Here is a 25,897-nt window from a genome sequence, read left to right as displayed (position 1 = left end):
AGCCGCTATTTAAGGAATCAAGCTATGCTTTAATAAACGAAACATGGTTTGATTCCTTTATTTTTTGATCATTGATTAACTAAATATCCACTCTAAGATGTAAGGTGCTAAAAGGGCGGTTAATAAGCCGTTAAAGCACATAGCCAAACCACTATATACACCAGCAGATCTATTGATTTCAAAGGCACGTGCGGTTCCAATTCCATGAGCCGAGGTGCCTAAAGCCGTTCCAATGGCTAAGGGGTTTTTAATGCCCAACTTTTGGAGAAATGGTGCTCCTATGGCATTTCCAAGAATACCCGTTATAATAACTATACCAGCAGTAATCTCTGGTAGGCCTTCGGTGATCTTGGTAATTTCGATAGCAATAGGTGTGGTGACCGATTTTGCTATTAAAGACCTCGATAAAATCTCAGGTGCGTTCCACAAATACAAGCTTCCCAATACCGAAAGCATTCCGATGAGTCCTCCTAGGACGACAGAAATTATAAAGGGTTTTAAATCTTGTTTTATTTCTTCTAACTTTTCATATAAAAAGACACCGAGTGCCACTACTGAGGGTCCGAGGAAAAAGCTGATATATTTACCACCAATGTTGTACTGCTCAAAATCTACCTTCAATATCAGTAGTACAGCGATGATCATAACTACTGAAACGAGTATTCGGTTAAACAGTATGTAGTCAAATTTTCTCTTTAAGAGACCTGAAAGGTAATAGGCTAAAAGGGTTAGTGTTACGCCAAAGATGGGTTGTTCGAAAAATAATTTCATTTCTTATGTAGTGTCTGAAATAATAAACCAGTGATATAAAGGCATAGAAGGGTGCTGAAAATTACCGCTACCGAAATTGGCAACCAGTACTCACTGAGTATATCGGCATAAACCATCAGACCTACTCCATAAGGAATAAAGAATACTACTAAATATTTAATTAAGAAATCAGAGGCAGGCTTCACGTCTTTTAACTTCAGTACCTTTAAACAAAGTGCCAGAAATATCAAAAGCATTCCAATAATGTTTCCTGCCATTGGTAGCTTAAAGAAGAATTGTAAAGACTCACCAATCAATAAAAACAGGAAAATCAACAATAGGGATTTTATCATGCGAATCGTATTTATCGTTTTTGGATTATAACCATTTTAGACATGGTTTCAATTTAGGTCAAATATACCTTTTTTGTATGTGATACATAATGCAGTTTTTGATAAATAATAGGGGTTATTTGTGATGTTTATTAATCGTGATCCTTGTATGTGCTTGTCTGTCTGATTCTTCTTGTAACTAATGTAATAGCTTGTATTTGTCTGATATTATTGTATATGTTATAAAGCGATACGAAAATGTAACAAAGCGTTACAATCGTCATTTTATTATCTGATATATTTGATTCGAACCAACAAGGTGTATAAAGTAATACAGTGTAATGAGTTCAAAATCATTTTCATTTTCCGTATCCTTGTGTAGGCAAAAAAGGAAAATAGCAGTGATTGTTAGCTTTTGTAAAATCAACATAAACATTTAAATCATTTAAAATGAGAACTGCCTTTTTGAATTATAAAATTCATGACATTCTAAAATTATTTTTCTTTCTAATGCTGAGTTTTTCATATGGGCAGAATCCTTTAATAATGGATCAATTCACTGCGGATCCGACAGCAAGAGTTTTCAATGGGAGAATATATGTTTATCCATCTCATGACATTATACCACCCAAGGGAGAAGGTCGAGCTGAGTGGTTTAATATGGCCGACTACCATGTGTTTTCTTCCGACAATCTAACCCAATGGAAAGATCATGGTGTGATTTTGGATCAGAAAGATGTTCCTTGGGGTGATTCGGATGCCTATAGTATGTGGGCACCGGACTTGATCGAGCGCAACGGGAAGTATTATTTTTATTTCCCAAATAGAAGGAAGGAAGCTGCTGATGGTGAAGGAGGATTTTCAATTGGTGTTGCCATCTCTGATAAGCCTGACGGTCCTTTTACTGTACATCCCTCACCAATAGAAGGTGTGGAGGGAATTGATCCGAACGTAATTATAGATAAAGACGGACAGGCCTATTTATTTTGGTCGCAAAGTAAAATATATGGAGCGAAGCTAAAGGACAATATGCTTGAACTTGCCTCAGAGCCCAAAACCTTTGTGGAACTACCGCAAAAAGGACATATGGAAGGCCCTTTTGTTTTTCAGCGTGATGGGCTTTATTATATGACCTATCCACATGTGGCTAATAAAATTGAAAGGCTCGAATACGCAGTAAGTGATACGCCTTTAGGTCTGTATACTCACAAAGGTGTTATTATGGATGAATCGCCAAATGGTACTTGGACAAACCATCATTCCATCACAAAGTACAAAGGACAGTGGTATTTGTTTTATCACGATAGTGAGCTATCGCCTAATTTTGATAAAAACCGTTCCATTCGGGCTGATAGTTTGTCTTTTAATGAAGATGGAACCATTCAAAAGGTACTGCCCACGTTAAGGGGGGTAGGAATATCATCTGCTTATAAACATATACAATTGGATCGCTATAGCAGAAAAAGTAGTGACAGTGTAGAGTCAGTATATTTGGATAAGGAGGATACTTTTAAAGGTTGGATGCTAGTTTTTACTGACACTGATGCAACAGTCCGTTATAATGCTGTGGGATTTGGAGACACTGCACCTAAAGAACTTCTGATCAATATTAATAGTGCTCTATCCAGTAAAACAAGCGTAGAGATTCGTGATGCTCAGGGCAATGTTATTGCAAAATCCAAGATTAAGGCCACCGATGGTTTTGAAGTAATTACACTTCCGGTCGGTGGAAAACCAACAGGAATTAAGGACTTGGTATTGGCAATCGAGAGTGATGGCGTCGTTCAAGTAGATTGGATACAATTTGTAAAGTAATCTGAGATAGGTATCCATTAAAAGTAATACAAATAGTCACTGCTCTTAGATTTAAATTAAGAAGCATACTGAATTCAACCTTTGAACCATTAGAACATTTATATTATAGAACTATGACTTTAAAATTCAACTTTTTTGGGCTCGCGTTGCTTGCTATGGTAATGATACCTCAATTATCAGTAGCCCAAAACCCCATTATTACTGAGGTGTTTACTGCGGATCCAGCACCAATGGTATATAAAGATACTCTGTACCTCTATACAAGCCATGATACGGCTTCCGTTGCTTCTACCAATTATGAAATGAAAGACTGGTTGGTATTTTCAACCGTGGATATGAAAAAATGGACAAATCACGGTCCTAAATTATCACCAAAAACCTTTTCTTGGGCAACAGGTGATGCTTATGCGGCCCAATGTGTAGAGCGTGATGGGAAATTTTATTTCTATGTTTCCACCTTCCATAAAGAAAACCAGGATAGCAAAGGAGGCGCCGCAATCGGTGTCGCTGTTGCAGATAGCCCTCTTGGGCCATTTAAGGATGCTATCGGAAAGGCATTAGTTGTTAATGAAATGACAAAAGATAAGCCACATGCATGGGATGATATCGACCCGACTGTATTTGTAGATGATGATGGTCAAGCCTATATGTACTGGGGTAACGGTAGTTGTAAATGGGTAAAACTCAAGGATAATATGATTGAGTTTGACAGCGAAATTCACTATTTGGATCTTAAGAACTTTATCGAAGGACCATGGCTTTACAAAAGAAATGATCTCTATTACTTAGCATATGCGAGTAAAGGAGAAAGCCGTGAAGCAATAGACTACAGTACTTCAAAAAGTCCTGAAGGACCTTGGGAATATCAAGGTGTAATGTCCGATATGGCACCAAATAGTTTTACCATACATCCAGGGATTATCAATTACAAAGCAAAAGACTATTTCTTTTACCACAACGGACTTCTACCAACAGGAGGAAGTTATCGTCGATCCATAGCTGTTGATTATATGTACTACAATGAGGATGGCACGATTAAACAAGTTGTACAAACCAAAGAGGGAGTAGCTCCCATTACAGAATAAAAAGAACTATTAAATTGAATTAAATTAATATTATCACAACGCTTTTTTAAAATGAAACAACACGCTCTTATTACAGCTTTGCTGGTCTTGTTTGTCCTTACCAGTGGGACAGCTCAAAAAAATTCACCGGTATTTTCTAAAGTAGTTTACAGTGGGAATGACAATGTATACAACGAAAATCCTTTAGAAGCAGATGAATTTTACAATCCAATCTTGCAAGGGACTTATCCAGATCCATCGATTACTAGAAAAGGGGATGATTACTACATTGTAGTATCATCGTTCTCTATGTTTCCTGGGGTTCCGATTTTTCATTCTAAGGATTTGGTGAATTGGACTCAAATTGGCCACGTATTGGATCGTAAATCACAACTTAAAGTGCACGATTCCGGAATTAGCATGGGCATTTATGCTCCAGTGATCCGTTACAATAAATACAATGATACATTTTATATGATTACGACTCAATTTGCCGGTGGTATGGGTAACATTGTAGTGAAATCCAAAGATCCTCATAAAGGATGGAGTGATCCTATCAAACTGAACTTTGATGGAATCGATCCTTCTCTTTTCTTTGATGATAATGGTAAGGCATATGTGGTGCATAATGATGCTCCAAATAAAGGAGAGGAATTATATCAAGGACACCGCGTGATTAAGATTTGGGAATATGATTTGGAAAAAGATCAGATCGTCGCAGGGTCAGATAAAATTATTGTTAATGGAGGAGTTGATCTTTCAAAAAAACCAATCTGGATTGAAGCTCCACATATTTATAAAAAGAATGGAAAGTACTATTTAATGTGTGCAGAAGGTGGAACCGGAGGTTGGCATAGTGAGGTCATTTTTTCAAGTGACAGCGCCACAGGTCCATTTATTCCGGCACCAGGAAACCCTATCCTTACACAACGTCACTTTGCTAAAGACAGAAATAATAAAGTGGATTGGGCAGGTCACGCTGATTTAGTTGTTGGTCCAGATGATAAGTATTACGGAGTGTTTTTAGCGATTCGTCCTAATGAAAAGGATAGAGTCAATACAGGAAGAGAAACTTTTATTCTTCCGGTAGATTGGACTGGAGAGTTCCCGGTGTTTATCAATGGAATGCTTCCAATGGAGCCAACACTTAAGATGCCAGAAGGTGTTGTCAATCAGACAGGAAAAAATGGTTATTTTCCAAATGGAAATTTCACCTATACAGAAGACTTTTCTTCACAACCACTGGATTACCGTTGGATTGGTTTAAGAGGGCCACGTGAAGATTTCCTTCAATGGACTAAAAACGGAATTCAAATCACTCCGTTTGACGTTGACATTAAAGAAATGAAGCCAACTTCAACATTATTTTACCGTCAGCAACACAATACGTTCTCCTTTAATACCACTATGTCATATAAGCCAAAATCTGAAAATGATTTAGCGGGCATTACTGCATTGCAAAATGAAGGATTCAACTATGTGTTTGGTGTTACCAAGAAGGATAAAAAGTATTATTTGGTATTGAAAAAGACCGTAAAAGGAAAGACAGAGATCCTTGCCTCTAAAGCGATTGATCTTGGTAAAGAATTACAACTTCGAGTGGAGGCACAAGGCGATGCATATACTTTCAGTTATGCTACCGGTGAAGGTGATTTTCAAAATCTTGGAGAAACTGTATCTGGTGCAATATTGTCTACCAATGTTGCCGGAGGTTTCACAGGAGCCTTGTTGGGCTTATACGCAACGCATGCAAACGATGCTCTATTGACTCAAGAATAATAGCAAATTATGGCACAGTAATTAACCAACCAAAATTCACCAATTTTTAAAGCTTAAAAGTTATGAAAAACGTTCAATGTATTGCCTGCTATGTGCTGTTAATGGTATTATCCATTAGCATGCATGCGCAAGAAATTGCGATGCAAGCTCCAAAAGGATTTGACGTAGAACAAGCTGATATTGCCAAGGGAAAATTAGATACCATACAATACAACTCTACAACGGTAGGGAATACTCGAGATGCTTTAATCTACACCCCTCCAGGGTTTAAGAAGGGTAAAAAATATCCTGTATTGTATTTGTTACACGGTATTGGAGGAGATAAAAATGAATGGCTCAATGGTGCAAATCCACAAGTGATTTTAGACAATCTTTATGCTGCAGGTAAATTGCAGCCTATGCTTGTCGTTATGCCTAACGGGAGAGCGATGAAAGATGACCGCGCAGTTGGAAATATATTTTCAGCTGATAAGATTGAGGCCTTTAGTCGCTTTGAAGATGATTTGCTTAAGGATCTTATTCCATTTATTGAAAAGAATTACCCGGTTAAAAAGGACAGTAAAAGCCGAGCTATTGCAGGTTTATCTATGGGAGGTGGTCAGTCGCTTAATTTTGGTTTGGGCAATTTAGACACTTTTGGATGGGTAGGCGCGTTCTCTGCGGCTCCTAATACAAAATCGCCAGAAGAGCTGATTCCTAATCCAGAAAAAGTTAAAGGAAATTTAGAATTGCTCTTTATCTCCTGTGGAGTTGATGACAATCTGGTTGCTATAAGTAAACGTACTCACGACTATTTGTTTAAAAAGGGTGTTCCACATATTTATTACCTAGAACCAGGTGTTCATGATTTTAAGGTATGGAAAAATGGACTTTATATGTTTAGTCAATTTCTTTTCAAATCAGTCGATAATTCAAGTTTAAATAAATACACCATATTAGGAACCCCAGCCAGTACAAATGTGCGCAATGCTGACTATCCACAGATATTACCCGATCATAGAGTCAAATTTCGTTTAAAAGCCCCTGAGGCCAAAACGGTACAAATTGATCTTGGGAAAAAATATGATATGAAAAAGGACGCTGATGGCCTTTGGTCGGCTACTACGGATTCTATAGGGGAGGGCATCCATTATTATTCTTTAGTTATCGATGGTGTAGCAGTTGCAGATCCTGCAAGCGAGACATTTTACGGTATGGGTCGAATGGCCAGCGGTATTGAAATACCTAGTCGCAATGGAGACTTCTATGGCATAAAAGATGTAGAGCATGGAGATACGAGAATTAAACACTATTTTTCCAAGGTTACCTTTGGTTGGAGAAGTATGTATGTTTATACGCCACCAGGTTATGATACCGATACACAAAACACATATCCGGTACTCTATCTTTTACATGGTGGAGGAGAGGATCAACGAGGATGGGCTACTCAAGGACGGGCAAACTTTATTTTGGACAACCTTATAGCAGCTCAAAAAGCAGAGCCTATGATTATCGTGATGATGGATGGTAACCTTGGAGGCATGGATTCATTTAAAAGCGCTCTAGGGCGTTTTGAAGCCGAATTATTACAATCCGTGATTCCATTTGTAGAGGATAACTTCCGCGTGAAAGCGGATGCTGCTCACCGCGCCTTGGCAGGTCTTTCCATGGGAGGCTTACAAACCTTGTATGCGGGAGTTCGCCACACAGCTATGTTTGGTTATTTGGGAGTGTTCAGCTCTGGTTGGTTTACTAATAACGCGGAATTAACAGCCCCTGAATATGCTTTTATGAAAGAGAATGCTACGCAGATAAATGAGAATTTAAAATCATTTTGGATTGCAATGGGTGGAGAGGAAGATATCGCTTATCACAACAATAAAGCGATGCTAGCCAAATATGATGAAATGGGAATAAAGTACCATTATTCAGAATATCCAGGAGGACACACCTGGCCTGTATGGAGACACAATCTCTATTCATTTGCAGCGATCTTATTTAAATAAAAAGACGCACTGAAACTCAGTGCGTGATCTTATAAAATTTAGAGGGGAGTAAGGATTATTGTTGATCTTTACTCCCTTTTTTACGTGGTGCATTTGTGAACCTTTTCTTTAGGGGCTCAGGTAAATACCTAAGAACAGCAAAGGATGCTATAGCCATCAATAACGACCCCACAAAGGTTGTGGTTGCAAAAAATATATTACCTTCTAATGCATTGTTGAGTGCTCCAAATAAAAACCAGATCTGCATGCTAATAAACAGGATTTGCAACACGATTATTCCCGTCATAATGGTATTGGTCTTTTTTGGGTGCGCTTTGTTCTGTGCCCCTCTAAAATTGCTCATTTGTTATACGTTTTGATTTTCCACAAATTCTTTGACATATACTTTTCCTTCTTTCACGACTACTTCCAATTGCGGTAGTGGACGTGGTGGTGGCCCTTGTAGTACTTCTCCTGTATCAGCACTAAACCATCCATTATGACAGGGACACTGAATCTTGTTGACTTGTTTATCATATCTTACAGCACAGGTTAGGTGGGTACATTTTTGCTCAAAAGCACGCCACTCATTTTCCTCCAAATGGATAAGGATATAAGGGATAGTCTTAGATCCTTCAATTTCGAATTGGAACATTTCTCCAACGGCAACCTCACTGGCATCGACAATAAAATGTTCGCCTTCTAACGGTTTTTCCGGAAAAGCCATTGCTCTTACCACGATAAAACCATTACTCAGGGCAAATGCCCCTGATAAAATTCCAAGGAATTTGGCAAATTCCCTACGACTAACATGCGTAACGCGTCTTGTTTCAATGGGAAAATCACTTTTCCAATTTGGCTCTTTTTCAGAATTTCCTTGTGCCATGATTCTAAGTAAATTAAGGGATGAGTAATTGATCTGTGCCTTTAGGCATCATAATATTAACTTTGGTGTTTACCTCCTGTTTGCCAAACAAGAATGAATTGACAGGAACACTGTCTGGTCGCATTCTTGCAATTTCTTCTTTTGTTCCGAAGAAAAGTGCCTGACTTGGACATACCGTTGCACACATTGGCTTTTTACCTACACTAGTCCTATCATAGCACATATTACATTTCATCATCAGTTCCGCTTCTTCCATTTTCTTTGGAACTCCGAATGGACAAGCTAAAACACAATTGGAGCAACCAATACATCTTGAGGTGTTTGCAGAATGTACGACTCCAAATTCATCTTGGTGTATGGCGTCGGCAGGGCATACATTCGCACAGGTTGGATCCTCACAGTGCATACACACTTGAACTGTTGTTTGTGGGCTTTTAGACCTGTCTACGTAATTCACATGGATCATACTCTCCTGGCCATTCGTTTCGCATTCAGCGCAGGCCATTTCACAGGCACGGCAACCTATACAGCGTTGCATGTCTACGAAAAAAGCCATTTCCTGATCATAATTTGTTTCCGGCATAATTGTGTTTTTAAAGGTTAATTCTAGTCTTTTTAGTTCCTATATAATTTCTACAACCCACTTTGGTAGGCTGTTTCAGTTCTTTCTTGAGATCCTTTTTTTCCAGTTTTCTCGAGCTGGCAGGCACAAACCTTATATTCGGGTATTTTAGAGATAGGATCTAAGTTGTCTATTGTTAATTGATTTGCTGAGTATTTACCTCCCCAATGATAGGGTATAAACACAGTATCTTCTCGGATGGTTTCTACTACGTGAGCAGGGAATTCAGCTTCACCACGTCTTGTTTTGACTTTAATTAAATCACGGTCTTCAATACCGTACTGGAACGCCAATTTTGGATGGATTTCCAATAATGGTTCTGGATACTGATCTACGAGTTTTCCAATTCTTCTTGTGGATGAACCACTCAAATATTGTGACACTACACGACCGGTGGTCAGTACTACCGGATATTCTTTATTTGGCATTTCAGAGGCAGGACGGTATTTCGCAGGATTAAAATGCGCTTTTCCATCCGGAGTTTCGAATTTCAGATCCTCCCATAGTCTTGGGGTTCCAGGGTGATCCAATGTTTTACATGGCCAGAATACACCGTAGTTATCCTCGATCTTTTTGTAGGTGATCCCATAGTAATCTGCTGTTCCACCTTTGGATGCTACTCTAAGTTCGTTGAAGATATCCTCACTAGTCGGGTAGCTAAACTTATCACCCGCACCAAGTCGATCTGCCAAATCCATTATGATTTCACCGTCTCTCCTAGCTTTACCTGGAGGTGTTATGGCTTCATTTATTTTTACCACCCTTCCCTCAGCAGTAGTTACTGTTCCTTCTTCTTCCTCATGCAGAGAACCAGCAAGTAAAATATCAGAATAACGGGCTGTTTCACTCAAGAAGGTGTCAATACAGACATAGAATTCGAGCTTCTCAAGCGCTTCTCTTACAAAGTTGTTGTTTGGAAGGGAGATTAATGGGTTGAAACAAATGGAAATCATACCTTTTATTTCACCGCGGTGGATGGCCTCGATTTGTTCATAGGCTGTAAGTCCCTTTCCGGGCATATCTTTTTCATCAATTCCCCAAACTTCAGAAATGTACTTTCTGTGCTGCGGATTTGTAATGTCTCTGTTACCCGGCAATTGATCACATTTATGACCGTGTTCTCTTCCTCCTTGTCCGTTTCCTTGTCCTGTGATGGTACCGTACCCGCAATATGGTCTTCCAATTCGACCAGAAGCCAATACGATGTTGATACAACTCACGACATTGTCCACACCTTTAGTATGGTGTTCAATACCGCGAGCGTGTAGTAGGAAGCTTGTATTGGCTTTCCCCCACATCTCTGCAGCTTGGTAGATCAATTCCTTTGAAATGCCAGTGTGTTCTTCCGCCCAATCAAGATCATAATCTTTTACAGCATCAATGGTTTCCTGGAATCCAGAAGTATGATTGTCTATGAAGTCGTGGTCCAGCCAATCATTATCAACCATTATCTTCAGGATGGCGCCAAATAGAGCAGAATCACCTCCCGGTCTCACAGGGAGATGCAGGTCTGCAGTCCTAGCCAACGGAATTACTCGAGGATCAACCACAATTAATTTAGCTCCGTTGTCTCTAGCTTGCCAGATATAATGTGTTAGTGTAGGAAATGTTTCGCTGACATTAGCTCCGGCAATAAGAATGACTTCGGCGTGTTTTAAGTCAGCCCAACTGTTGGAAGTTCTATCGAGTCCAAAGGCTTTTTTATTTCCACCTCCGGCACTTACCATACAAAGGCGACCGTTATAGTCCAAGTTTGCAGTTTTCAGGGCAACTCGGGCAAATTTACCGATCATATAACTCTTCTCATTGGTAAGCGATACTCCAGAAAGCATAGCAAAAGCATCCTTTCCATACGTATCCTGGATTCGTTTGATTTCACTTACCGTTTTACTCATGGCATTTTCCCAGTCTGTTGGAACAAACCCTTTGCCTTCCACTCGCTGGAGTGGGCTCATAATTCTGTCAGGGTGATTGTTTTGCATATAACGCATCACACCTTTGGGACATAGACGCCCTTCATTATAGGGGAAGTCCTCCCATGGCTCAAAACCGGCAATTTTATTATCCTTTACTTTGAGTTTAATACCACATTGTAAACCGCAATAGCAACAATGGGTTTTAACAAGCTTGTCGGGTTCATTGTTCCCAAGAAATCCAGACTTAGGTGCATAGGCCTTATGCGGTCCATAATCTTCTATGAGTTTATCTACGTGAACGGGAAGTTTCGCCATTATTTTTTCTTTATCTAGTTTTTAACCGAATAATTTACCTGATTCTTGTCGTGCTTTTAAATGCGCATTAGCCAAGGCAGAACGCTTTCCTTCTGGACTCAAATCCATGTGATTGGTACCATCTTTTTTATCGTAATTGAACCCAAGTGTTTTTGAGACTTCCTTGAGATCGTCAATATGTGTTTGGGTTGCAAATTCTTCTTTGGTGTGAGGGCAGGTTGCCATTCCTCTTCGCTTACCCTCGGCTTTATATAGGGTAGCTCCTAGTTGCGCCAGGCGCTGAAATATGTGGAAAAACTTTCCAAATGGAAGCCATACTAGGAACAGTATCACTGTAATCGCGTGTGTGACTGCCATGAATTGATAAGTTTTACCCTCTAAAAAAGTGTAGTCATATGAAATTCCAAGTCCGGTGACAGAAATTGCGATCAGTAAAAATAGAGGGAGCCAATCATTTTCAAAACTTTGAGTGGCAATTAATCCACCATCAGTGAAACGTCTCTTCATCATGATAATGGCCCCGATTGTTACCAGTACTGAGCTCCATACTAAACCATGAAATGCTATAAAGGCAAGGGGAGACCCAAGTTGAAAAGATCCTGCTTCAAATCCAAAGAGCATTGCGTAATAGGTAGTGTCATCACCCGGTTTGAGGATAAAATGTATCCATCCAAATGTCAGTGGAATAGTTATAGCAAAAGCAATCATACAACCCGTGGCCAACATGAAATGACCAAACCATCTTGTTCTACTTCTAAATGCAATAAATCTTTGGAAGAAAATATTTCTAACGAACAGTTTTAAAGATCGCAATAAATAAGGGAAAAAGTATCTGCTAAAGAGAAATTGCATACTACGACGCCAATAGAGTTTTGTGGGTGGTCGTTGTAACCAAACCGAATACCTGTAAGCAATTCCAAAAACAGCAAAAACAGTTCCGATAAGGTAAGCAATCAGAGCCGGATCAAAGTTCTGAAGGTTTCTAGAACCCATAAGAACAAAGATAACCGTTAGTACCGCAGCTATTATGGCTTTGATTAGGGCACGACGATTTAAGGTTTTAAATAATCGGTACATAATGGATTTTACGCATTAAAAGTTAGAAAATATAGGATACCCTAATTTAGTGAATTTTAGACACCTTATAAAATATACTTGGCCATTCAACACAATTTAAACTTGATCTAAACAAGTCCGTAGCGGTGTTAAAAAAGTAGATTTATCTCCCATCGACATTGTATCTGCTACAAAGTTGTAACTTTAAAACGGATCAAAATATGATAATCATCATATTGCGGAATATCATTTTTTGGTTTGAAAACCCTTTAGTTTCCTTCCTTAGTAATCGGAGTGCTTTTTTTAGCCAGAAGTGTAGTGTATAGGTTACGTAGAAATCCAGTCATTACAGCGACCCAAGCAAAAAGAGCCACGTATATGAAATACTTTGGAATGTGTTGTAAAAAAGGAATTTCAAGAGCTTCACTCAACCTGAAGGTACTCACTGCATACATTCCGAGTGGAAACACCATTCCCCAATAACTGGGATCATAGCCTTTCGCAGTGGAAGGCACTGCTACTTTCATTATTAAATGCCTCCACATGCCTAGGATAATCAGCAGCGGTATCCACCATGTTCCAGCCGCCCAGAAGAACAGTGTAAACCCTTTTATAAAAGGAAGGATATCGGTTATAAAATTGAAATTCTGTGTATGTAAAATCAGCATCGATCCAGCCAGGGTTGTTATGGCTGTTGCTCCCATATTAATCCAGTAAGGTGCGCCTAGCTCTTGTGCATTCAACGAAAAGAAGGAAATGCGATAAATGATTAGAGACATGATGTATAAATAGAATATACATCCTAATAAAAAGAGACACAATGCCAGAAACAACAAGAAATATGCGGGTTGATCTTCGCCTTCGGTAAGGAAGCTAATCAAACTAGATAATGCTTGGATAGCAACTATAATTACGAGCCACGTACCATTGATACCCTGGTTTAGTGGTTTTTTATCTTTAGTTACTGTTATATTGAAAAAGAAACCATAACCTATGAGTATCCACGCTATAGCCGCGACAATTAACAATAGCCTGGCGGATGCTATGTCTCTGTTTAATAGGATAAATTGATTCCCAACTATACACAAGGCAGCCACTATGGTGAAAAATCCTGGTCCTTTGAGGTAGCTTCTAAAATCTTCAGAAACATCTTTGAAATAGAATATACAACGGTAAATAAATACCCCTAGCAATCCCGTTAGAAAAATTAGATTTAAGTAAAAAAGACCGAATGATAGACTTGTAGATCCGGTTAAATGAAGCGCTATGGAAATTATTCCTGTGGCCATCACCATTGCGAAGTAGGCGGGGAGAAGATTCTTAACTTTCTTCTGAAGTACATTCATATGTAGGAGCTTTTAGTATCAAATATACACAATTTTCACTCTTGATTCATGGCTCGTTAGTTCGAATGTCACTCATATGGATATACTTGGCTAACGATCTCAACCAAAAGTTATGCTAAGAAATTAACAATGCATTCAGCAAAAAATGACATAAATCAGCTTTTAGAGAAATATTTAGCCTGTATGTTCGACTTTAAGTGCTCACTAAGATCTCGATTAAACAGGTCTGCCAATTGGATTTTTAATCCTTCCAGAAATGATCCTTCCAATCTTGGTCATTATAAGGTATGGCCATCAAATGTTGTTCAATTTCCATAAGCTTATCAGGGCTGACTATAGCTCTAATTTTTCGATAAAGAATTAGCTCTTCAAAGCGTGTATAAGCAGCCAACTCCTCTTCTAAAAGGCTCAATACTTTTAAATCCTCACAACTGCAGCTTAACAACCGATTAATTCGTCTGTGATTGGCCAGAGCTCTCTTAACCCTAACATTCATCCCTAAAATTGGGAAGATATGTTCTTTTTCTAACTCAAAATGTGGATCTAAGTAATGGGTTCTAAACCAGTCAACATAGTCTCGTATACGTTGTGTGTTTACTTTTCGGTGCAAACCCTTCCTGATCCTGATACATAAGCGAAGTACCAATTCGTGTTCATTTGTAAGTTGTTCCAGGCCGGTGTTGTTTTCAATTTCCTTTATCATTTTAAGTGCATTTTTAGAAGCTCTTGGCTTTGATACAGTCTTTGGTCTTTATTTATTATAGTTAACTTAGGCGAAGTAAATCACATCACTATGTTATTTTACTAATTTCTCAAAATCCCTAATTACTTTCCTAAGTTTCTTTACGTTCGGCTTAAAATCGTATGGACAAAATTCAGATAATATAGGTTCTGATTTTATGATGCAGATCATATTAGGGCACCATGGTTAATTCGTAAATTTACACCGCGACAAAAAGAAGCTTAAATGAAATGTCTTTTTACTGATAATCAGAGAAAAAACGGACTTTGTTTTTAATTTCAGTGCTAATTTTAAATATAAATTAATTCAAATTAGGTATGGAATCTATAACAATTGCAAGAATTATCCACGTATTGTCCGTGGTAATATGGATTGGAGGGGTAGGCATGGTAACCATGGTTGTAATCCCTGCGGTAAAACGTATGGGTTCCAAGGAAAACAAAATTTATACTTTTGAAAGAATAGAGGGGCGTTTTTCCAGAATTGCGCGAGTCACAACAGTGTTAACTGGACTAAGCGGGTTTTACATCATGTATCAGATGGATGCCTGGCAAAGGTATTTGGATGTTAGATTTTGGTGGATTCATGCCATGACCATTGTTTGGCTGATCTTTACGGTAGTCCTGTTCATTCTTGAACCTTTTGTATTACATAAAGTATTTAAGAATTATGTTTCTTCAAATCCAGAACAAGCTTTTAGAATTATGCAAAGGGCTCATTGGGTTTTACTTATAATTAGCCTAATCACCATAATAGGTGCAGTTGCCGGTAGTCATGGACTATATTTCTTTTAAATTCCGGTAAATTAGTTGTACTTCTACTTGAGGGCAAATTCACTTTTGTTTCGAAATGACTGTAGTATTATCAAAAGATGTATTATTTTAAGGCTAAAATTAGTACCAAATTATAATGAGGAAGCTTAATAATAAACAATGGATTTTGATTTACGCCATAGTGTCGATACTGTTTATGTCCATGCATTATGCACTAGATTTAGATATTTTCGATGCTTGGAATGAATATATTCCCTTTCTTAAGAAACTAACGATGAGTTTGTTCTTGATCGTTTTGATATTTTTGATTAGTAAGCTTATCGAACAACTGATCAATGCTCAAACGAGAACAGAGGGAGACCGCTATAATTTGGTTCGAATAATTCGTTTTTTGGCCCTTGTATCTAGCTTTATTGTGGTCATCTCGTTTTTATTTCAAAATCTATATGCTGCAGCGGTCAGCTTTGGGTTGATTTCCCTAGTCTTAGGTTTTGCTTTACAGGCTCCCATTTCTTCCTTCATCGCATGGGTCTATCTGGTTTTTAGGCGGACTTATTTAGTTGGCGATCGCATACAGATAAAGAAATTCCGAGGAGACGTTATTGAGATTGGCTATTTGGATACCTCAATATTGGAGTGTAGTGGAGATTACCTTGAGAACGATAGGAAGAGTGGAAGAATCGTTAGATTCCCAAACAGCTTGATACTCAAGGAGGAGGTAATTAATTACTCTGGTCCCGAAATTCCATTTATTTGGAATGAAACACCAATTCAAGTAGCATACACTAGTGACCTGCAGTTTGTGGAAGAATGTTTGTTAGAGGCTTGTATCAGGGACTTTAAGGAGCGTTATTCTCATCTCGGTAATCCAGAGAAACAACGGTGGGAGCCTAATGTGTATTTTAGGATAAATAAGTTTGCTTGGATGGAAGCGGTGATTTCTTATCCGGTAGAACCTGAAGATACCACAGGCCGTCGGAACCGAATTCTCCGCTATGCTTTACCCTTGTTAAATGCTGCTCCAGATAAGGTGAAATTTCCTGAGGGTAGCTTGCGATGATAACGTAGTAATAATGCGTTTAAAGTACCAATTCGAGGTACGTTTCTCGAATGTTTGCTTTTTTGAATTATGTTAAATACTTGGAGAAAGTTTAATTTTTTAGAAAAGGAATGCTATCTCTTTTGTGCTGATCCTCAAAACTTATAGAAGAAGGCAAAAGTTGCGATTTCAATTTTAAAAGTTGAATAGTATTAAGGTCCTTAGATCGAGAAATGTGATGACCTGATTTCTTCTATTTTATAGACTTTTAGAAACTTGTTGATAACATTAAAAACAGTGTTTTTAAACTGTCTTAGGCGTAGTCCGGAAGATCAATTTTCTCCATTTTTCCATTTTTTAATTTTCCGAGTACAATAACTTTTTTGTTTTTCTCATACTCTTTTATAGCATGAACTAATTGTTGTTTTGTCGCTCTATGAATTTTAATTCCGCTTTTCTGATTCTTGTTACAAATTTCTATATAATAACCGTCCCTCAATTTAGTGGGCCTTGTTGCTGGTCTTCCCATAATTAATTTATTGATTTATTCGAAATTTAAATTTGGATTCGATAAACATAGCAAAATGAATCATTAAAAGCGAATTTAAAGGCCTGATAAACGCCGTTTTAAGGATATTTTAACCCTACAACGTTATAATGACTCCTCAATTTTGAAAACGATACCATCTAAATCTGCATTTAGGAGTATTTGACAAGCTAAACGGCTTCTTTTAGTGGCACTATCAATTATAGAAAGTGTATGTTTTTCTTCGGCATTCATTTCATCAGAAATTTGACCCTCAAGGATTTGAATATGACAAGTTCCACACCACGCTCTTCCTTTACATTCACCCCAATCTTGCAGATACTTATCGAAAAGCAACTCCATAAGATTATGGTACTCATTAGTTTTAAATTCCCCTTGGTGTTCATCTCCTAATTCATCAAAGAAGGTAAGGTGGTATATTTCCTTGGACATATGCTTTTTAGTTAAAGTATTGCGCTGCTGCGTTCATGTCTACTCAAACGCAGCATTGCAAATACTGGGGATTAATTTAATTAAAGCTCGCCAATATACCTAACGAATCTGATTTAGCTTTGGTCGGTTTTTGACACAAGATTGAATTGTGTAGAATCTCTGTGTTATTTATACAAGCACATGTTGCGGACGGTCGGTCTCCTTGACAATTTCTTTTCGGATCACAAAATCTCCAAACGATTCTCCTTGGTCTTTTTCTTGTGCAAAGGCTGCTATAATAGGAGTGAGTTCTTTAATAATATCCTCCTCGGATAGCATTTCTTTATAAAGTGTATTGAGTCTATCCCCATTGTGGCTAGCTCCTAAATGGAGGTTGTAGCGTCCAATGGCTCGTCCCACAAATCCAATTTCACCCAGGGATGACCGTGCACAGTTGTTTGGACATCCTGTCATTCTGATATTAATTGCTTCTTCTTCCAGGCCATTGTCCCTCATGATAATATCTAGTTTGTCAACTAAAGAAGGGAGATAACGTTCAGATTCTGCAAAGGCAAGACCACAGGTGCCAAGTGCAACACAGGCCATGGAGTTTTTGCGAAGCCCAGTTAGCTTACGGTGGCTTGTAACGCCATTTTGTGTTAAAATCTCATTTATGGTTTCCTTGTCTTTTTCTTCTACATTTCCAATAATAAGGTTCTGGTTCCCAGTTAGACGAAAATCACCAGTGTGCACTTCTGCGATTTCTTCTAATGCTTTTTTCAAGGTATAATCCCTTTCATTTTTTACCCTTCCATGTTCTACAAACAAGGTATAGAACCATTTGTTGTTTATTCCTTTTAGCCAACCATACGTATCTCCGTTGGATACGAATTTATAGGCTTTTGGACTGCCAAGTTCCCAGCCAAGACGTGCATTTAATTCACTTACGAACCATTCTAAACCTCTGTCGTCGATGGTGTGTTTTAACCTTGATAGTTTTCTATCTGATCTATTACCGTAATCTCTTTGAATGGATATCACGGTCTCTGCCACTTCGATGACTTTTTCTTTTGGCGCAAAACCTATGACGTCTGCCAGTCTTGGGTATGTTGCAGTGTTTCCGAATGTACTACCTAAACCCCCGCCAACACAAATATTAAAACCCTTGATCTTGTTATTTTCCTCAATAGCTATAAGACCAAGGTCATTGGCAAAAACATCAATATCATTGTTTGGCGGAATAGCTAGTGCTATTTTGAACTTACGGGGTAGATAGGTATGATGATATAAAGGCTCAAAATCAGGTGTCCCTGATACCTTTTCTTTATTGAGCCAAATTTCATGATATGCCGTAGTTTTTGGAAGGAAATAATTGCTTATTTCCCCGGCAAATTCATACACCTCACTATGTATAGGTGATTGATACGGGTTGGGATTACACATTACATTTCTATTGACATCCCCACAGGTTGCCAGGGTAGATAGCAAGACCTCATTCACTTTTTGAATTACAGGCTTTAATCCGCCTTTAAGTATCCCGTGAAACTGAAATGATTGCCGTGTCGTCAATTTCAAGGTGCCATTCCCATAAAGGTCTGAAAGTTCACTTAGTGCAAGCCATTGCTTAGGAGTGGTAATTCCACCTGCAGCCCGTACCCGTACCATAAACTGATACAAAGGCTCCAGTTTTTTCTGTTTTCTTTCACTTTCTTGATCCCTATCATGTTGTTGATACGAACCATGATATTTTATAAGTTTTACATCATCAGGATGTAAAGCCCCGGTCAAAGGATTTTTTAAGCTATCCTTGATTGTACCCCTAAGGTAGTCACTTTTGTTTTTTATATGTTCGTCTTCCGATAAGTTCTCCTGTGCAAATTGTTTGTCCATAACTATATTTTTTTGAATGTCAGATACTGTACCTAACTGTTTTTAATAAATATCAGTTTGATATCGATTTGACAATTGAAGGTTTTTAATATACGCTTCTGTTTTTTCAAGCGACAGACCACCTTGTTGTTGAATTATTTCTTTTAAAGCAGAGTCCACGTCTTTTGCCATTCTTTTTGCATCTCCACAAACATAAAAGTGTGCTCCTTTTTCCAACCATTGGTACAATTCCTTACCATTTTCAATCATTCTGTCCTGTACATACTGTTTGTGCTGCTGGTCCCTTGAAAATGCTACATCAGCTTTTGTTAATACTCCTTCATTGAGGTATTGGTGCCATTCGGTTTGGTAAAGAAAATCCGTTGTAAAATTTCGATCACCAAAGAAAAGCCATGATGGCGTTCTTTTTTCAGACACCTCTAGTTGTTGCATAAATGCTCTGAAAGGTGCAACTCCGGTTCCTGGACCCACCATGATTATGGGAGCCTCCGGATCGGTTGGAAGTCTAAAACGGGTGTTTTTATCCACGAAAACCTTCACCTTGTCATCTACCTCAAGACGATCTGCTAGGGTAGTGGAGCAGTGCCCCTCTTTATCTCTACCTAAGGCATTATAACGGACAACTGACACTAACAAGTGCACTTCATTTTCTACAGCATCTTGAGAGGAAGCAATGGAATACATTCTAGCTGTATTTTTTCTTAGAATTGAAATAAAGGCTTCAGCCGAAAGCTCAAATGGAACTTCAGTTATCAAATCTAGGATATCACGTCCTTTAAGATATTCTGGTAATTCATTAGTATTTGTTAGGACATCTTTTAATTGTTGATTATCCGTCAGATCGGCATACTTCTCTAATGTTGATTTAGTTAAGGGAGTCAACTCATAATCATATGTAAGTGCTTCTAATAAGCTTTGTTCTCCTTTATGAGTTGCTACAAGTTGGTCTCCAGATAATTTGGTTGCCGCTAAAACAGCCTGTGTTAATTTATCAGAATTACTACCGTACACTCCTAAAGCATCACCAGGTTCATAGGTGATTCCTGATCCTTCTAAATCCAATTCGATATGAATGGTCTCCTTAGAGGAGCCTTTACCATTAAGGTTGATTTTTTCTAGAATAGTGGCTTCAAAAAGATTTTTTCTAGAGTATACAGTTGTTGTGGCGCTGGCTTGTTCACTGGCTTGAAGATTGCCAGTAGAAGAAGCTGCACCTGAATTTTGAGTTAAACTATTAAGAAACGCGTTTTGCCAAGCCTCTGCAGGCTCATCATAATCTACGTCACAATCTTGGCGGTCAAGTATTCTTGTAGCGCCTAATTTTTCTAATACTGCATCAAAATCTTTACCAGTTTGACAAAAATCTGCATAACTGCTATCGCCAAGAGCTAATACAGAATAATTAATATGAGAAAGATTTGGAGCCTTTTTACCATGAAGAAACTTGTAGAGATCTTCTGCCGAAACAGGCGGTTCACCTAAGCCATCGGTACTTACAATAATTGCTAGAGTTTCAACTTTTTTTAAGTCTCTTGTTTTAAAGGATGCCATGTCTGAAACACTAGCTTGGATACCTAATGCTTTTGCTTTAGCAGCAAGGTCCGCTGATAATGCTTCACTATGACCGGTATGAGTACCGTATAAGATGGTAATATTCTGAGGCTTAACTTCTGTTGCTGAGGGTGCTGAAACAACTTCTTGATTTGTTACTGTTCCTGAGGCAATTGAAGTTGATTGACTGATTCCACTGAAATATCCGCTCAACCAATTTAGCTGATCAACATCAAGTTCAGATAATACATTGCTCAGTCTTTCGGCCTGACTATCATTAAATGGTCCTCTTCCTAATCCCTTTTTTAATTCCATGGCTTACGGTGATTTTTAAATTATTTGTTAGGCTGTGGGGTATATCTTAAATAAGAGTTTACAACACGGTGTCCTTTTGGAAATTTGGCCTCAACATCTTCTTGTTTCACTGCAGGGGAGATGATTACATCTTGTCCTACTTCCCAATCAACAGGAGTGGCAACACTGTGTCCGGCAGTAAGTTGTAAAGAGTCGAGTACACGTAATATTTCTGAGAAATTCCTGCCAGTTGAAGCAGGATAAGTAATGATTGCTCCAATTTTTTTAGATGGGCTGATGAAATAAACCGATCTTACTGTCGCAGTAGTTGAAAAGTTAGGGTGGATCATGTTATAAAGCGTTGATACATTTTTGTCAGTATCTGCGATAATAGGGAATTCCACCTGAGTGTTCTGTGTTTCATTGATGTCAGTGATCCATCCATTATGAGAATCAATGTCATCTGTGCTTACAGCTAATACTTTGGTGTTTCTTGCCGCAAATTCATCTTTTAATTGTGCGGTACGCCCAAGTTCTGTTGTGCAAACTGGAGTAAAATCGGCAGGATGTGAATAAAGAATCCCCCATTGATCTCCTAACCATTGGTGAAAATCGATTTCCCCTTGCGTGGTTTGAGCTGTAAAGTTTGGTGCATCGTCTGCAATTCGTAAACTCATTTTTTAAAGTTTTAGATTAAACAATGGAAACAGTTGCCTATTTCTTTGATTTGTCAAAGGTAGGGTGCAACAAAACGAATCGCCAATAGCTATTTTTAATTTAGTATAACCTTAAGTTATAGGTATTTATGAAGTCTTGAGTGTTAAAATAATGTTTGAGTATTGATAATGAGGTGTCTAAAGAAATTATATTCCAATCCACCTCCTTGTGTATAATTAAATTTTATGATTACGAGTTAGAAATTGAATCAATAAATCAGGTAGACCTCCTAATGGACCAAGAGGGCTGATAAAGTAAAAATGACGTAGAAATTGTAATTCTTTGATCTCAATTATTTTAAGGGTATTGTTCTTTAGTTCCTCAAAGATGGCGTGCAAGGAGATAAAGGCCATGCAGTTGGAATGTTGAAGGTATAATTTGATAGCCTCCGTACTTCCTAATTGCATTTCTACTTGTAGGTCTGAGAGTCGAATACCTTTTTGTTTTAGGGTATCCGCGATGACCTCTAAAGTTCCTGAGCCAGGTTCTCTTAGCAGTAGTTGTATGTTTTTCAAGTCCTCAGGACTGATTTCATCATCTTTTACCAATTGATTTTTACTACTGCAGACAAGAACGATCTCATCTTTTAAAAATGGTGTGTAATGAATTTCGCGCCTTTTGGATTTACTTTCTATAATTCCAAGTTCGATATCCTTATTCATCAGTGCCTGTTCTATTTGTTCTGAATTACCATTGAGCAATTCTACTTTTACATCTTGATGCGTGCTGTGAAATTGTGCGAGTAATGGTGGTAGAATATACTGGGTGATAGAGGTACTAGAGCCCACATGTAATGTTCCTTTCTGAGTTTTGTTGAATTGGTTTAGATCAAACTCAATTTGACGGTATATCTCTTGTAATTGCTCCGTATGTTTAAGCAAGGTTTTTCCGGCAGGTGAAAGGAAGATCTTATTCCCTTTTCTGGTAAATAGGGCAAGATTGAACTGCTCTTCCAATTCCTTAATGTGTTTGGTTACTGCAGGTTGTGAGATGAATAATTCTTCAGCAGCCTTGGTAAAACTGAGCCTTTTTGCAACCGTGTAAAAAACTTGTAAACGAAAATTGAACATATACAATACTACGAATATTTTTAGAATGGGGATTCATTATTTTGTGATTTATCCTAGTGATAGAACGTTAGAATTGTTACAAAATCCATCGCGTTTTACCTCTGATAAGGACCAAATGAAATGTGTAAGATGAGTGATTTAAAATCTGGTTTTACAAAGTTAGAATTGGGTAGGTAAATGGCAGGTAATTTAAGCATAAAAAATCCCTACTTGTTTTAAGAAGCAGAGATTTGAAAAAATAAATTGGTATAGAAATTATTGTTTTAATTAGTAGTGATTGGGACTTTGGTTTCAATTATTTTTTCGGTTTAAAAACCATACATACCACCCGAGACTCCAATTTGCTCCCCTGTTATCCAGGCAGCATCATCGGAGGCTAGGAATACAGCGACTTTCGCAATATCTTCGGGTTGTCCTCTTCGTCCTAGTGGTGTGTTGGCAATAAATTGGGTTTCATATGCACTACCAGTGGTAACCCCAGCTGCCGTTGCACCCTCTGTTTCTGTGGCTCCTGGTAATATTGAGTTCACACGTATATTTTTTGAGCCTAGTTCTTTCGACATTGAAATAGTCACTGCGTCAAGGGCTGCTTTTGTTGCAGAATACAGCGAGGCTTGCGGAAGTGGAGTTTTACTCGATCCCGAGCTAATATTAATGATATTGCCACCTCTGTCACCAAAAAGCTCGGTAGATTTTTGAATCGTGTGTAATGCGCCTAATACATTGACATTAAAGTGTTTGTGAAAAGACTCGTCGGTGATCTGTTCCAAGGGTGTATATCCTTGATAGGCCGCGTTATTTACTAAAATGTCTAGTGGCCCGAATACCTCTTTTGCTTGTTCAAAAAGTCTTGTAACTTCTTCTCGTTTTGAAACATCAGCCTTTATTGAAATAGCAGTTCCTCCATTATCTGTTATGGATTTCACTACTTTATTCGCTGCCGCTTCACTTGAAGCATAATTTACGACTACTTTTGCACCTTCTTCTGCAAAGTGCTTCGCAATGGACGCACCAATACCTTTTGATGCTCCAGTGATTATGGCTACTTTATTTGCTAACTTACTCATGATTTTTAGTTTTTAATTGTTGTTGTTCCTATCGTAATTATTTAGGTTGTAAATAGGTCAAGCCGCCATCGACAAGAAGCTCAGCACCTAACATAAATGCTGAATCATCAGAGGCTAAAAACACTGCGGCTCTTCCGATTTCAGATGGTTGGCCAATTCTACCAATTGGCATTACGTCTGACCAGTATTTTTTTACAGCTTCAAGCTGCTCTTCTGGAACAAACTTGTCGAATACCGGTGTGTCAGTTGTACCCGGAGATATCACATTTACTCTGATTTTTCTACCTAAAAGGTCATTTGAGAATCCTTTTGCAAAATGAATTACCGCTGCTTTGGTAGCACCGTAAAGTGTAAAGGATGGGTACGCTCTATGCGCAGCATTGGATCCAAGGAGAACAATGGAGCCTCCGTCATTCATATAAGCTAGTCCTTTGTTGACAGTGAAATAAATACTTTTAAGGTTTAAGTCTATTGTCTTATCGAAGTCTGCTTCACCAACTTCTGCTACTGTGCCGAATGCTGCACCTGTAACGGCGCCGCCAGCATTGGCTACAATCACGTCTATTTTACCGAACTTCTCATACGTTGCTTTGAACACCCTTCCTAGGTCGTCAAGATTGGTGACATCAGCTTTTATGGCTATAAAATCATCACCAAGTTCCGCTACCGCTTTATCTAAAGTTTTCTGATTTCTGCCCACAATTGCTCCGACGGCACCTTCTTTTTTGAATTCTTTAGCGATACCAAAACCGATACCACTATTTCCGCCTGTTATTACTGCTACCTTTTTGTTTAATTTACTCATTATTTCTAGTTATTTATATGTTGATTATAATTTTATAAGGTTTAATGCTGGTAAAGATCCACCGGGGAATCGTTGTAATTTTCCACCTTCATGTAGACTACCTAAATCGACACCTGCGAATCCGATTCTATTTATGATACCTGACACCTGTGCTTTTGCATTACTGTCATTCCCAGAATAAAAAATAACTCTCTTTCCGCCGTCTTTTTGAGGATCTGCAGCTAAAACCTGGGCATATAAAGTATTAAAGGCTTTAACTACTTTGGTGCTTTTCGCGAAATCACCTATAACTTCACTGGATGTTTTTGATCCGGGTTTTGCTAGTACAAACTCCTCACCATCCCAATTGGTAGCGTCTATTATAATTTTATCTTCTAGTGAGATGTTTTTGATTGCATCGGCAACTTGCTCCCATCGTACAGATAGAAAAACTACGTCTGATTCTGCTGCATCTAGTACAGAACCAGCGGTGACCTTTCCTCCGATTTGTTTTGCTTTTTCTTCAAGTGTATCAGCCCCACGACTGTTGCTAATTACTAATTCGTAGCCTGCATCGGCTGCGTGTTTTGCGAATGCCGTGCCGATAGACCCGGCACCAATTACTCCTATTTTCATGTTTAAAGTTTTAATGTTGAACAATATTTATTACATTTGTTTCACAAAGATACTATCAATAGTTTCTTTATGAAACTGGCTAACAGTATTAGTAGTTACTTTGAGGTAACCAAAAAATCAAAAATATTATGAGAGATCAAAGATTTTATGCCGCCGAATGCCCTATGACTAGGGCGATGATATCATTGGGGAGTAAATGGAAACCCATAATCATTCACACCATTCATACGAGAAAATTACGATTTGGACAATTGGATGCTATTATTCCGTGTATTACAAGAAAAGTGCTAACACAGCAATTAAAAGAGTTGGTAGAAGACGGAATTATAAGTAGAGAGGAGTTTGCTGAAATCCCGCCACGTGTTGAATATGCACTTACTGAAAAAGGGCTTTCTTTATTGCCTATCTTAAAATCGGTATGTGAGTGGAACATGAAATATGAGAACACTACAGCCTGCGAATTAAAAAAAGCAGAGCAAAAAGAGAACAAAGCATTTAAGGAGACGGTTTAAGACTTTTCCCTTCCGGTCC

At 38.3% G+C, this 25,897-nt stretch carries 25 protein-coding genes; 7 read left to right on the top strand and 18 right to left on the bottom strand.

Annotation, left to right across the window (positions count from 1 at the left end; genetic code table 11):
- Nucleotides 1-75: 75 nt before the first annotated feature.
- Both ACN0TV_RS04600 and ACN0TV_RS04595 read right to left on the bottom strand, forming a co-directional pair.
- Nucleotides 76-771 carry an LrgB family protein gene (locus ACN0TV_RS04600; RefSeq protein ID WP_417360580.1) on the bottom strand — a complete coding sequence of 232 codons (696 nt, stop codon included), beginning with the start codon at nt 769-771 and terminating at the stop codon, nt 76-78.
- Nucleotides 768-1,103, bottom strand: coding sequence for a CidA/LrgA family protein (locus ACN0TV_RS04595; RefSeq protein ID WP_417360578.1), 336 nt, complete (start codon nt 1,101-1,103; stop codon nt 768-770). The genes ACN0TV_RS04600 and ACN0TV_RS04595 overlap by 4 nt, the downstream gene beginning before the upstream one ends.
- A gap of 429 nt (nt 1,104-1,532) precedes the next feature.
- Between ACN0TV_RS04595 and ACN0TV_RS04590 the strand changes: the two genes are divergently transcribed.
- The 4 genes from ACN0TV_RS04590 to ACN0TV_RS04575 all read left to right on the top strand — a co-directional run bounded on the left by ACN0TV_RS04590 (nt 1,533) and on the right by ACN0TV_RS04575 (nt 7,725).
- Entirely contained in the window at nt 1,533-2,897 is a 1,365-nt protein-coding gene (locus ACN0TV_RS04590) for a family 43 glycosylhydrolase (protein WP_417360577.1), read from the top strand.
- Nucleotides 2,898-3,010: 113 nt separating this feature from the next.
- Entirely contained in the window at nt 3,011-3,982 is a 972-nt protein-coding gene (locus ACN0TV_RS04585) for a glycoside hydrolase family 43 protein (protein WP_417360575.1), read from the top strand.
- A gap of 51 nt (nt 3,983-4,033) precedes the next feature.
- Entirely contained in the window at nt 4,034-5,740 is a 1,707-nt protein-coding gene (locus tag ACN0TV_RS04580) for a glycoside hydrolase family 43 protein (protein ID WP_417360573.1), read from the top strand.
- A gap of 62 nt (nt 5,741-5,802) precedes the next feature.
- Nucleotides 5,803-7,725, top strand: a complete 1,923-nt coding sequence (locus ACN0TV_RS04575; protein WP_417360571.1) for an alpha/beta hydrolase-fold protein — start codon at nt 5,803-5,805, stop codon at nt 7,723-7,725.
- Nucleotides 7,726-7,780: 55 nt separating this feature from the next.
- Here ACN0TV_RS04575 and ACN0TV_RS04570 read toward each other — a convergent pair whose 3' ends face one another.
- The 7 genes from ACN0TV_RS04570 to ACN0TV_RS04540 all read right to left on the bottom strand — a co-directional run bounded on the left by ACN0TV_RS04570 (nt 7,781) and on the right by ACN0TV_RS04540 (nt 14,548).
- The gene (locus ACN0TV_RS04570; protein WP_417360569.1) at nt 7,781-8,068 is read right to left on the bottom strand and encodes a hypothetical protein; all 288 of its coding nucleotides are present in this window, start codon (nt 8,066-8,068) and stop codon (nt 7,781-7,783) included.
- Between the two features lie 3 nt (nt 8,069-8,071).
- Complete coding sequence (locus tag ACN0TV_RS04565; protein WP_417360567.1) at nt 8,072-8,590, bottom strand: ubiquinol-cytochrome c reductase iron-sulfur subunit; 519 nt, start codon at nt 8,588-8,590, stop codon at nt 8,072-8,074.
- A 13-nt stretch (nt 8,591-8,603) separates the two neighbouring features.
- Nucleotides 8,604-9,173, bottom strand: a complete 570-nt coding sequence (locus ACN0TV_RS04560; RefSeq protein WP_417360566.1) for a 4Fe-4S dicluster domain-containing protein — start codon at nt 9,171-9,173, stop codon at nt 8,604-8,606.
- A gap of 50 nt (nt 9,174-9,223) precedes the next feature.
- Entirely contained in the window at nt 9,224-11,443 is a 2,220-nt protein-coding gene (locus tag ACN0TV_RS04555) for a molybdopterin oxidoreductase family protein (protein WP_417360564.1), read from the bottom strand.
- A gap of 21 nt (nt 11,444-11,464) precedes the next feature.
- On the bottom strand, nt 11,465-12,520 hold the full coding sequence (locus ACN0TV_RS04550; protein WP_417360562.1) for an MFS transporter: 1,056 nt from the start codon (nt 12,518-12,520) through the stop codon (nt 11,465-11,467).
- 248 nt (nt 12,521-12,768) lie between these two features.
- Nucleotides 12,769-13,845, bottom strand: coding sequence for a tellurite resistance/C4-dicarboxylate transporter family protein (locus ACN0TV_RS04545; protein ID WP_417360560.1), 1,077 nt, complete (start codon nt 13,843-13,845; stop codon nt 12,769-12,771).
- A 241-nt stretch (nt 13,846-14,086) separates the two neighbouring features.
- Nucleotides 14,087-14,548 carry a hemerythrin domain-containing protein gene (locus tag ACN0TV_RS04540; RefSeq protein ID WP_417360558.1) on the bottom strand — a complete coding sequence of 154 codons (462 nt, stop codon included), beginning with the start codon at nt 14,546-14,548 and terminating at the stop codon, nt 14,087-14,089.
- A gap of 356 nt (nt 14,549-14,904) precedes the next feature.
- Between ACN0TV_RS04540 and ACN0TV_RS04535 the strand changes: the two genes are divergently transcribed.
- Both ACN0TV_RS04535 and ACN0TV_RS04530 read left to right on the top strand, forming a co-directional pair.
- Nucleotides 14,905-15,381: a hypothetical protein gene (locus ACN0TV_RS04535; protein ID WP_417360556.1), complete on the top strand. Its 477-nt coding sequence runs from the start codon at nt 14,905-14,907 to the stop codon at nt 15,379-15,381.
- 115 nt (nt 15,382-15,496) lie between these two features.
- Nucleotides 15,497-16,420, top strand: a complete 924-nt coding sequence (locus ACN0TV_RS04530) for a mechanosensitive ion channel family protein (protein ID WP_417360555.1) — start codon at nt 15,497-15,499, stop codon at nt 16,418-16,420.
- Nucleotides 16,421-16,712: 292 nt separating this feature from the next.
- On the opposite strand, the gene ACN0TV_RS04525 is transcribed toward ACN0TV_RS04530, so the two are convergent.
- The 9 genes from ACN0TV_RS04525 to ACN0TV_RS04485 form a co-directional block, all read right to left on the bottom strand.
- A complete protein-coding gene (locus ACN0TV_RS04525; RefSeq protein WP_417360553.1) occupies nt 16,713-16,928 on the bottom strand; it encodes a hypothetical protein in 216 nt (71 codons plus the stop codon).
- Between the two features lie 123 nt (nt 16,929-17,051).
- The gene (locus ACN0TV_RS04520) at nt 17,052-17,378 is read right to left on the bottom strand and encodes a 2Fe-2S iron-sulfur cluster-binding protein (protein WP_417360551.1); all 327 of its coding nucleotides are present in this window, start codon (nt 17,376-17,378) and stop codon (nt 17,052-17,054) included.
- A 168-nt stretch (nt 17,379-17,546) separates the two neighbouring features.
- Nucleotides 17,547-19,247 carry an assimilatory sulfite reductase (NADPH) hemoprotein subunit gene (gene cysI, locus ACN0TV_RS04515; protein WP_417360549.1) on the bottom strand — a complete coding sequence of 567 codons (1,701 nt, stop codon included), beginning with the start codon at nt 19,245-19,247 and terminating at the stop codon, nt 17,547-17,549.
- Between the two features lie 42 nt (nt 19,248-19,289).
- Nucleotides 19,290-21,113 (bottom strand): assimilatory sulfite reductase (NADPH) flavoprotein subunit, encoded by a 1,824-nt coding sequence (locus tag ACN0TV_RS04510; protein ID WP_417360547.1) that lies wholly within the window; start codon nt 21,111-21,113, stop codon nt 19,290-19,292.
- A gap of 20 nt (nt 21,114-21,133) precedes the next feature.
- Nucleotides 21,134-21,769: a peroxiredoxin gene (locus ACN0TV_RS04505; protein WP_417360545.1), complete on the bottom strand. Its 636-nt coding sequence runs from the start codon at nt 21,767-21,769 to the stop codon at nt 21,134-21,136.
- A gap of 216 nt (nt 21,770-21,985) precedes the next feature.
- Nucleotides 21,986-22,879, bottom strand: coding sequence for a LysR substrate-binding domain-containing protein (locus tag ACN0TV_RS04500; RefSeq protein ID WP_417360543.1), 894 nt, complete (start codon nt 22,877-22,879; stop codon nt 21,986-21,988).
- A gap of 308 nt (nt 22,880-23,187) precedes the next feature.
- Complete coding sequence (locus ACN0TV_RS04495; protein ID WP_417360541.1) at nt 23,188-23,946, bottom strand: SDR family NAD(P)-dependent oxidoreductase; 759 nt, start codon at nt 23,944-23,946, stop codon at nt 23,188-23,190.
- Between the two features lie 37 nt (nt 23,947-23,983).
- On the bottom strand, nt 23,984-24,751 hold the full coding sequence (locus ACN0TV_RS04490) for a glucose 1-dehydrogenase (RefSeq protein ID WP_417360539.1): 768 nt from the start codon (nt 24,749-24,751) through the stop codon (nt 23,984-23,986).
- A gap of 24 nt (nt 24,752-24,775) precedes the next feature.
- On the bottom strand, nt 24,776-25,366 hold the full coding sequence (locus ACN0TV_RS04485) for an NADPH-dependent F420 reductase (RefSeq protein WP_417360537.1): 591 nt from the start codon (nt 25,364-25,366) through the stop codon (nt 24,776-24,778).
- 128 nt (nt 25,367-25,494) lie between these two features.
- Between ACN0TV_RS04485 and ACN0TV_RS04480 the strand changes: the two genes are divergently transcribed.
- Nucleotides 25,495-25,878, top strand: a complete 384-nt coding sequence (locus ACN0TV_RS04480) for a winged helix-turn-helix transcriptional regulator (RefSeq protein WP_417360535.1) — start codon at nt 25,495-25,497, stop codon at nt 25,876-25,878.
- Nucleotides 25,879-25,897 lie beyond the last annotated feature (19 nt).

Source organism: Galbibacter sp. (assembly GCF_048266365.1).
Classification (GTDB): Bacteria; Bacteroidota; Bacteroidia; order Flavobacteriales; family Flavobacteriaceae; genus Galbibacter.
Note: the sequence above shows the minus strand (reverse complement) of the source record. Positions and strands in the feature narration are given on the sequence as shown.

Bases quoted from the DNA above. Each gene is read 5' to 3' on its own strand.
- ACN0TV_RS04495 (WP_417360541.1), bottom strand. From the start codon at position 23,946: ATGAGTAAGTTAGCAAATAAAGTAGCCATAATCACTGGAGCATCAAAA.
- ACN0TV_RS04540 (WP_417360558.1), bottom strand. From the start codon at position 14,548: ATGATAAAGGAAATTGAAAACAACACCGGCCTGGAACAACTTACAAAT.
- ACN0TV_RS04590 (WP_417360577.1), top strand. From the start codon at position 1,533: ATGAGAACTGCCTTTTTGAATTATAAAATTCATGACATTCTAAAATTA.
- ACN0TV_RS04480 (WP_417360535.1), top strand. From the start codon at position 25,495: ATGAGAGATCAAAGATTTTATGCCGCCGAATGCCCTATGACTAGGGCG.
- ACN0TV_RS04570 (WP_417360569.1), bottom strand. From the start codon at position 8,068: ATGAGCAATTTTAGAGGGGCACAGAACAAAGCGCACCCAAAAAAGACC.
- ACN0TV_RS04510 (WP_417360547.1), bottom strand. From the start codon at position 21,113: ATGGAATTAAAAAAGGGATTAGGAAGAGGACCATTTAATGATAGTCAG.
- ACN0TV_RS04585 (WP_417360575.1), top strand. From the start codon at position 3,011: ATGACTTTAAAATTCAACTTTTTTGGGCTCGCGTTGCTTGCTATGGTA.
- ACN0TV_RS04490 (WP_417360539.1), bottom strand. From the start codon at position 24,751: ATGAGTAAATTAAACAAAAAGGTAGCAGTAATAACAGGCGGAAATAGT.
- ACN0TV_RS04520 (WP_417360551.1), bottom strand. From the start codon at position 17,378: ATGTCCAAGGAAATATACCACCTTACCTTCTTTGATGAATTAGGAGAT.
- ACN0TV_RS04485 (WP_417360537.1), bottom strand. From the start codon at position 25,366: ATGAAAATAGGAGTAATTGGTGCCGGGTCTATCGGCACGGCATTCGCA.
- ACN0TV_RS04525 (WP_417360553.1), bottom strand. From the start codon at position 16,928: ATGGGAAGACCAGCAACAAGGCCCACTAAATTGAGGGACGGTTATTAT.
- ACN0TV_RS04595 (WP_417360578.1), bottom strand. From the start codon at position 1,103: ATGATAAAATCCCTATTGTTGATTTTCCTGTTTTTATTGATTGGTGAG.
- ACN0TV_RS04530 (WP_417360555.1), top strand. From the start codon at position 15,497: ATGAGGAAGCTTAATAATAAACAATGGATTTTGATTTACGCCATAGTG.
- ACN0TV_RS04555 (WP_417360564.1), bottom strand. From the start codon at position 11,443: ATGGCGAAACTTCCCGTTCACGTAGATAAACTCATAGAAGATTATGGA.
- ACN0TV_RS04505 (WP_417360545.1), bottom strand. From the start codon at position 21,769: ATGAGTTTACGAATTGCAGACGATGCACCAAACTTTACAGCTCAAACC.
- ACN0TV_RS04500 (WP_417360543.1), bottom strand. From the start codon at position 22,879: ATGTTCAATTTTCGTTTACAAGTTTTTTACACGGTTGCAAAAAGGCTC.
- cysI (WP_417360549.1), bottom strand. From the start codon at position 19,247: ATGGACAAACAATTTGCACAGGAGAACTTATCGGAAGACGAACATATA.
- ACN0TV_RS04600 (WP_417360580.1), bottom strand. From the start codon at position 771: ATGAAATTATTTTTCGAACAACCCATCTTTGGCGTAACACTAACCCTT.
- ACN0TV_RS04535 (WP_417360556.1), top strand. From the start codon at position 14,905: ATGGAATCTATAACAATTGCAAGAATTATCCACGTATTGTCCGTGGTA.
- ACN0TV_RS04560 (WP_417360566.1), bottom strand. From the start codon at position 9,173: ATGCCGGAAACAAATTATGATCAGGAAATGGCTTTTTTCGTAGACATG.
- ACN0TV_RS04545 (WP_417360560.1), bottom strand. From the start codon at position 13,845: ATGAATGTACTTCAGAAGAAAGTTAAGAATCTTCTCCCCGCCTACTTC.
- ACN0TV_RS04575 (WP_417360571.1), top strand. From the start codon at position 5,803: ATGAAAAACGTTCAATGTATTGCCTGCTATGTGCTGTTAATGGTATTA.
- ACN0TV_RS04580 (WP_417360573.1), top strand. From the start codon at position 4,034: ATGAAACAACACGCTCTTATTACAGCTTTGCTGGTCTTGTTTGTCCTT.
- ACN0TV_RS04550 (WP_417360562.1), bottom strand. From the start codon at position 12,520: ATGTACCGATTATTTAAAACCTTAAATCGTCGTGCCCTAATCAAAGCC.
- ACN0TV_RS04565 (WP_417360567.1), bottom strand. From the start codon at position 8,590: ATGGCACAAGGAAATTCTGAAAAAGAGCCAAATTGGAAAAGTGATTTT.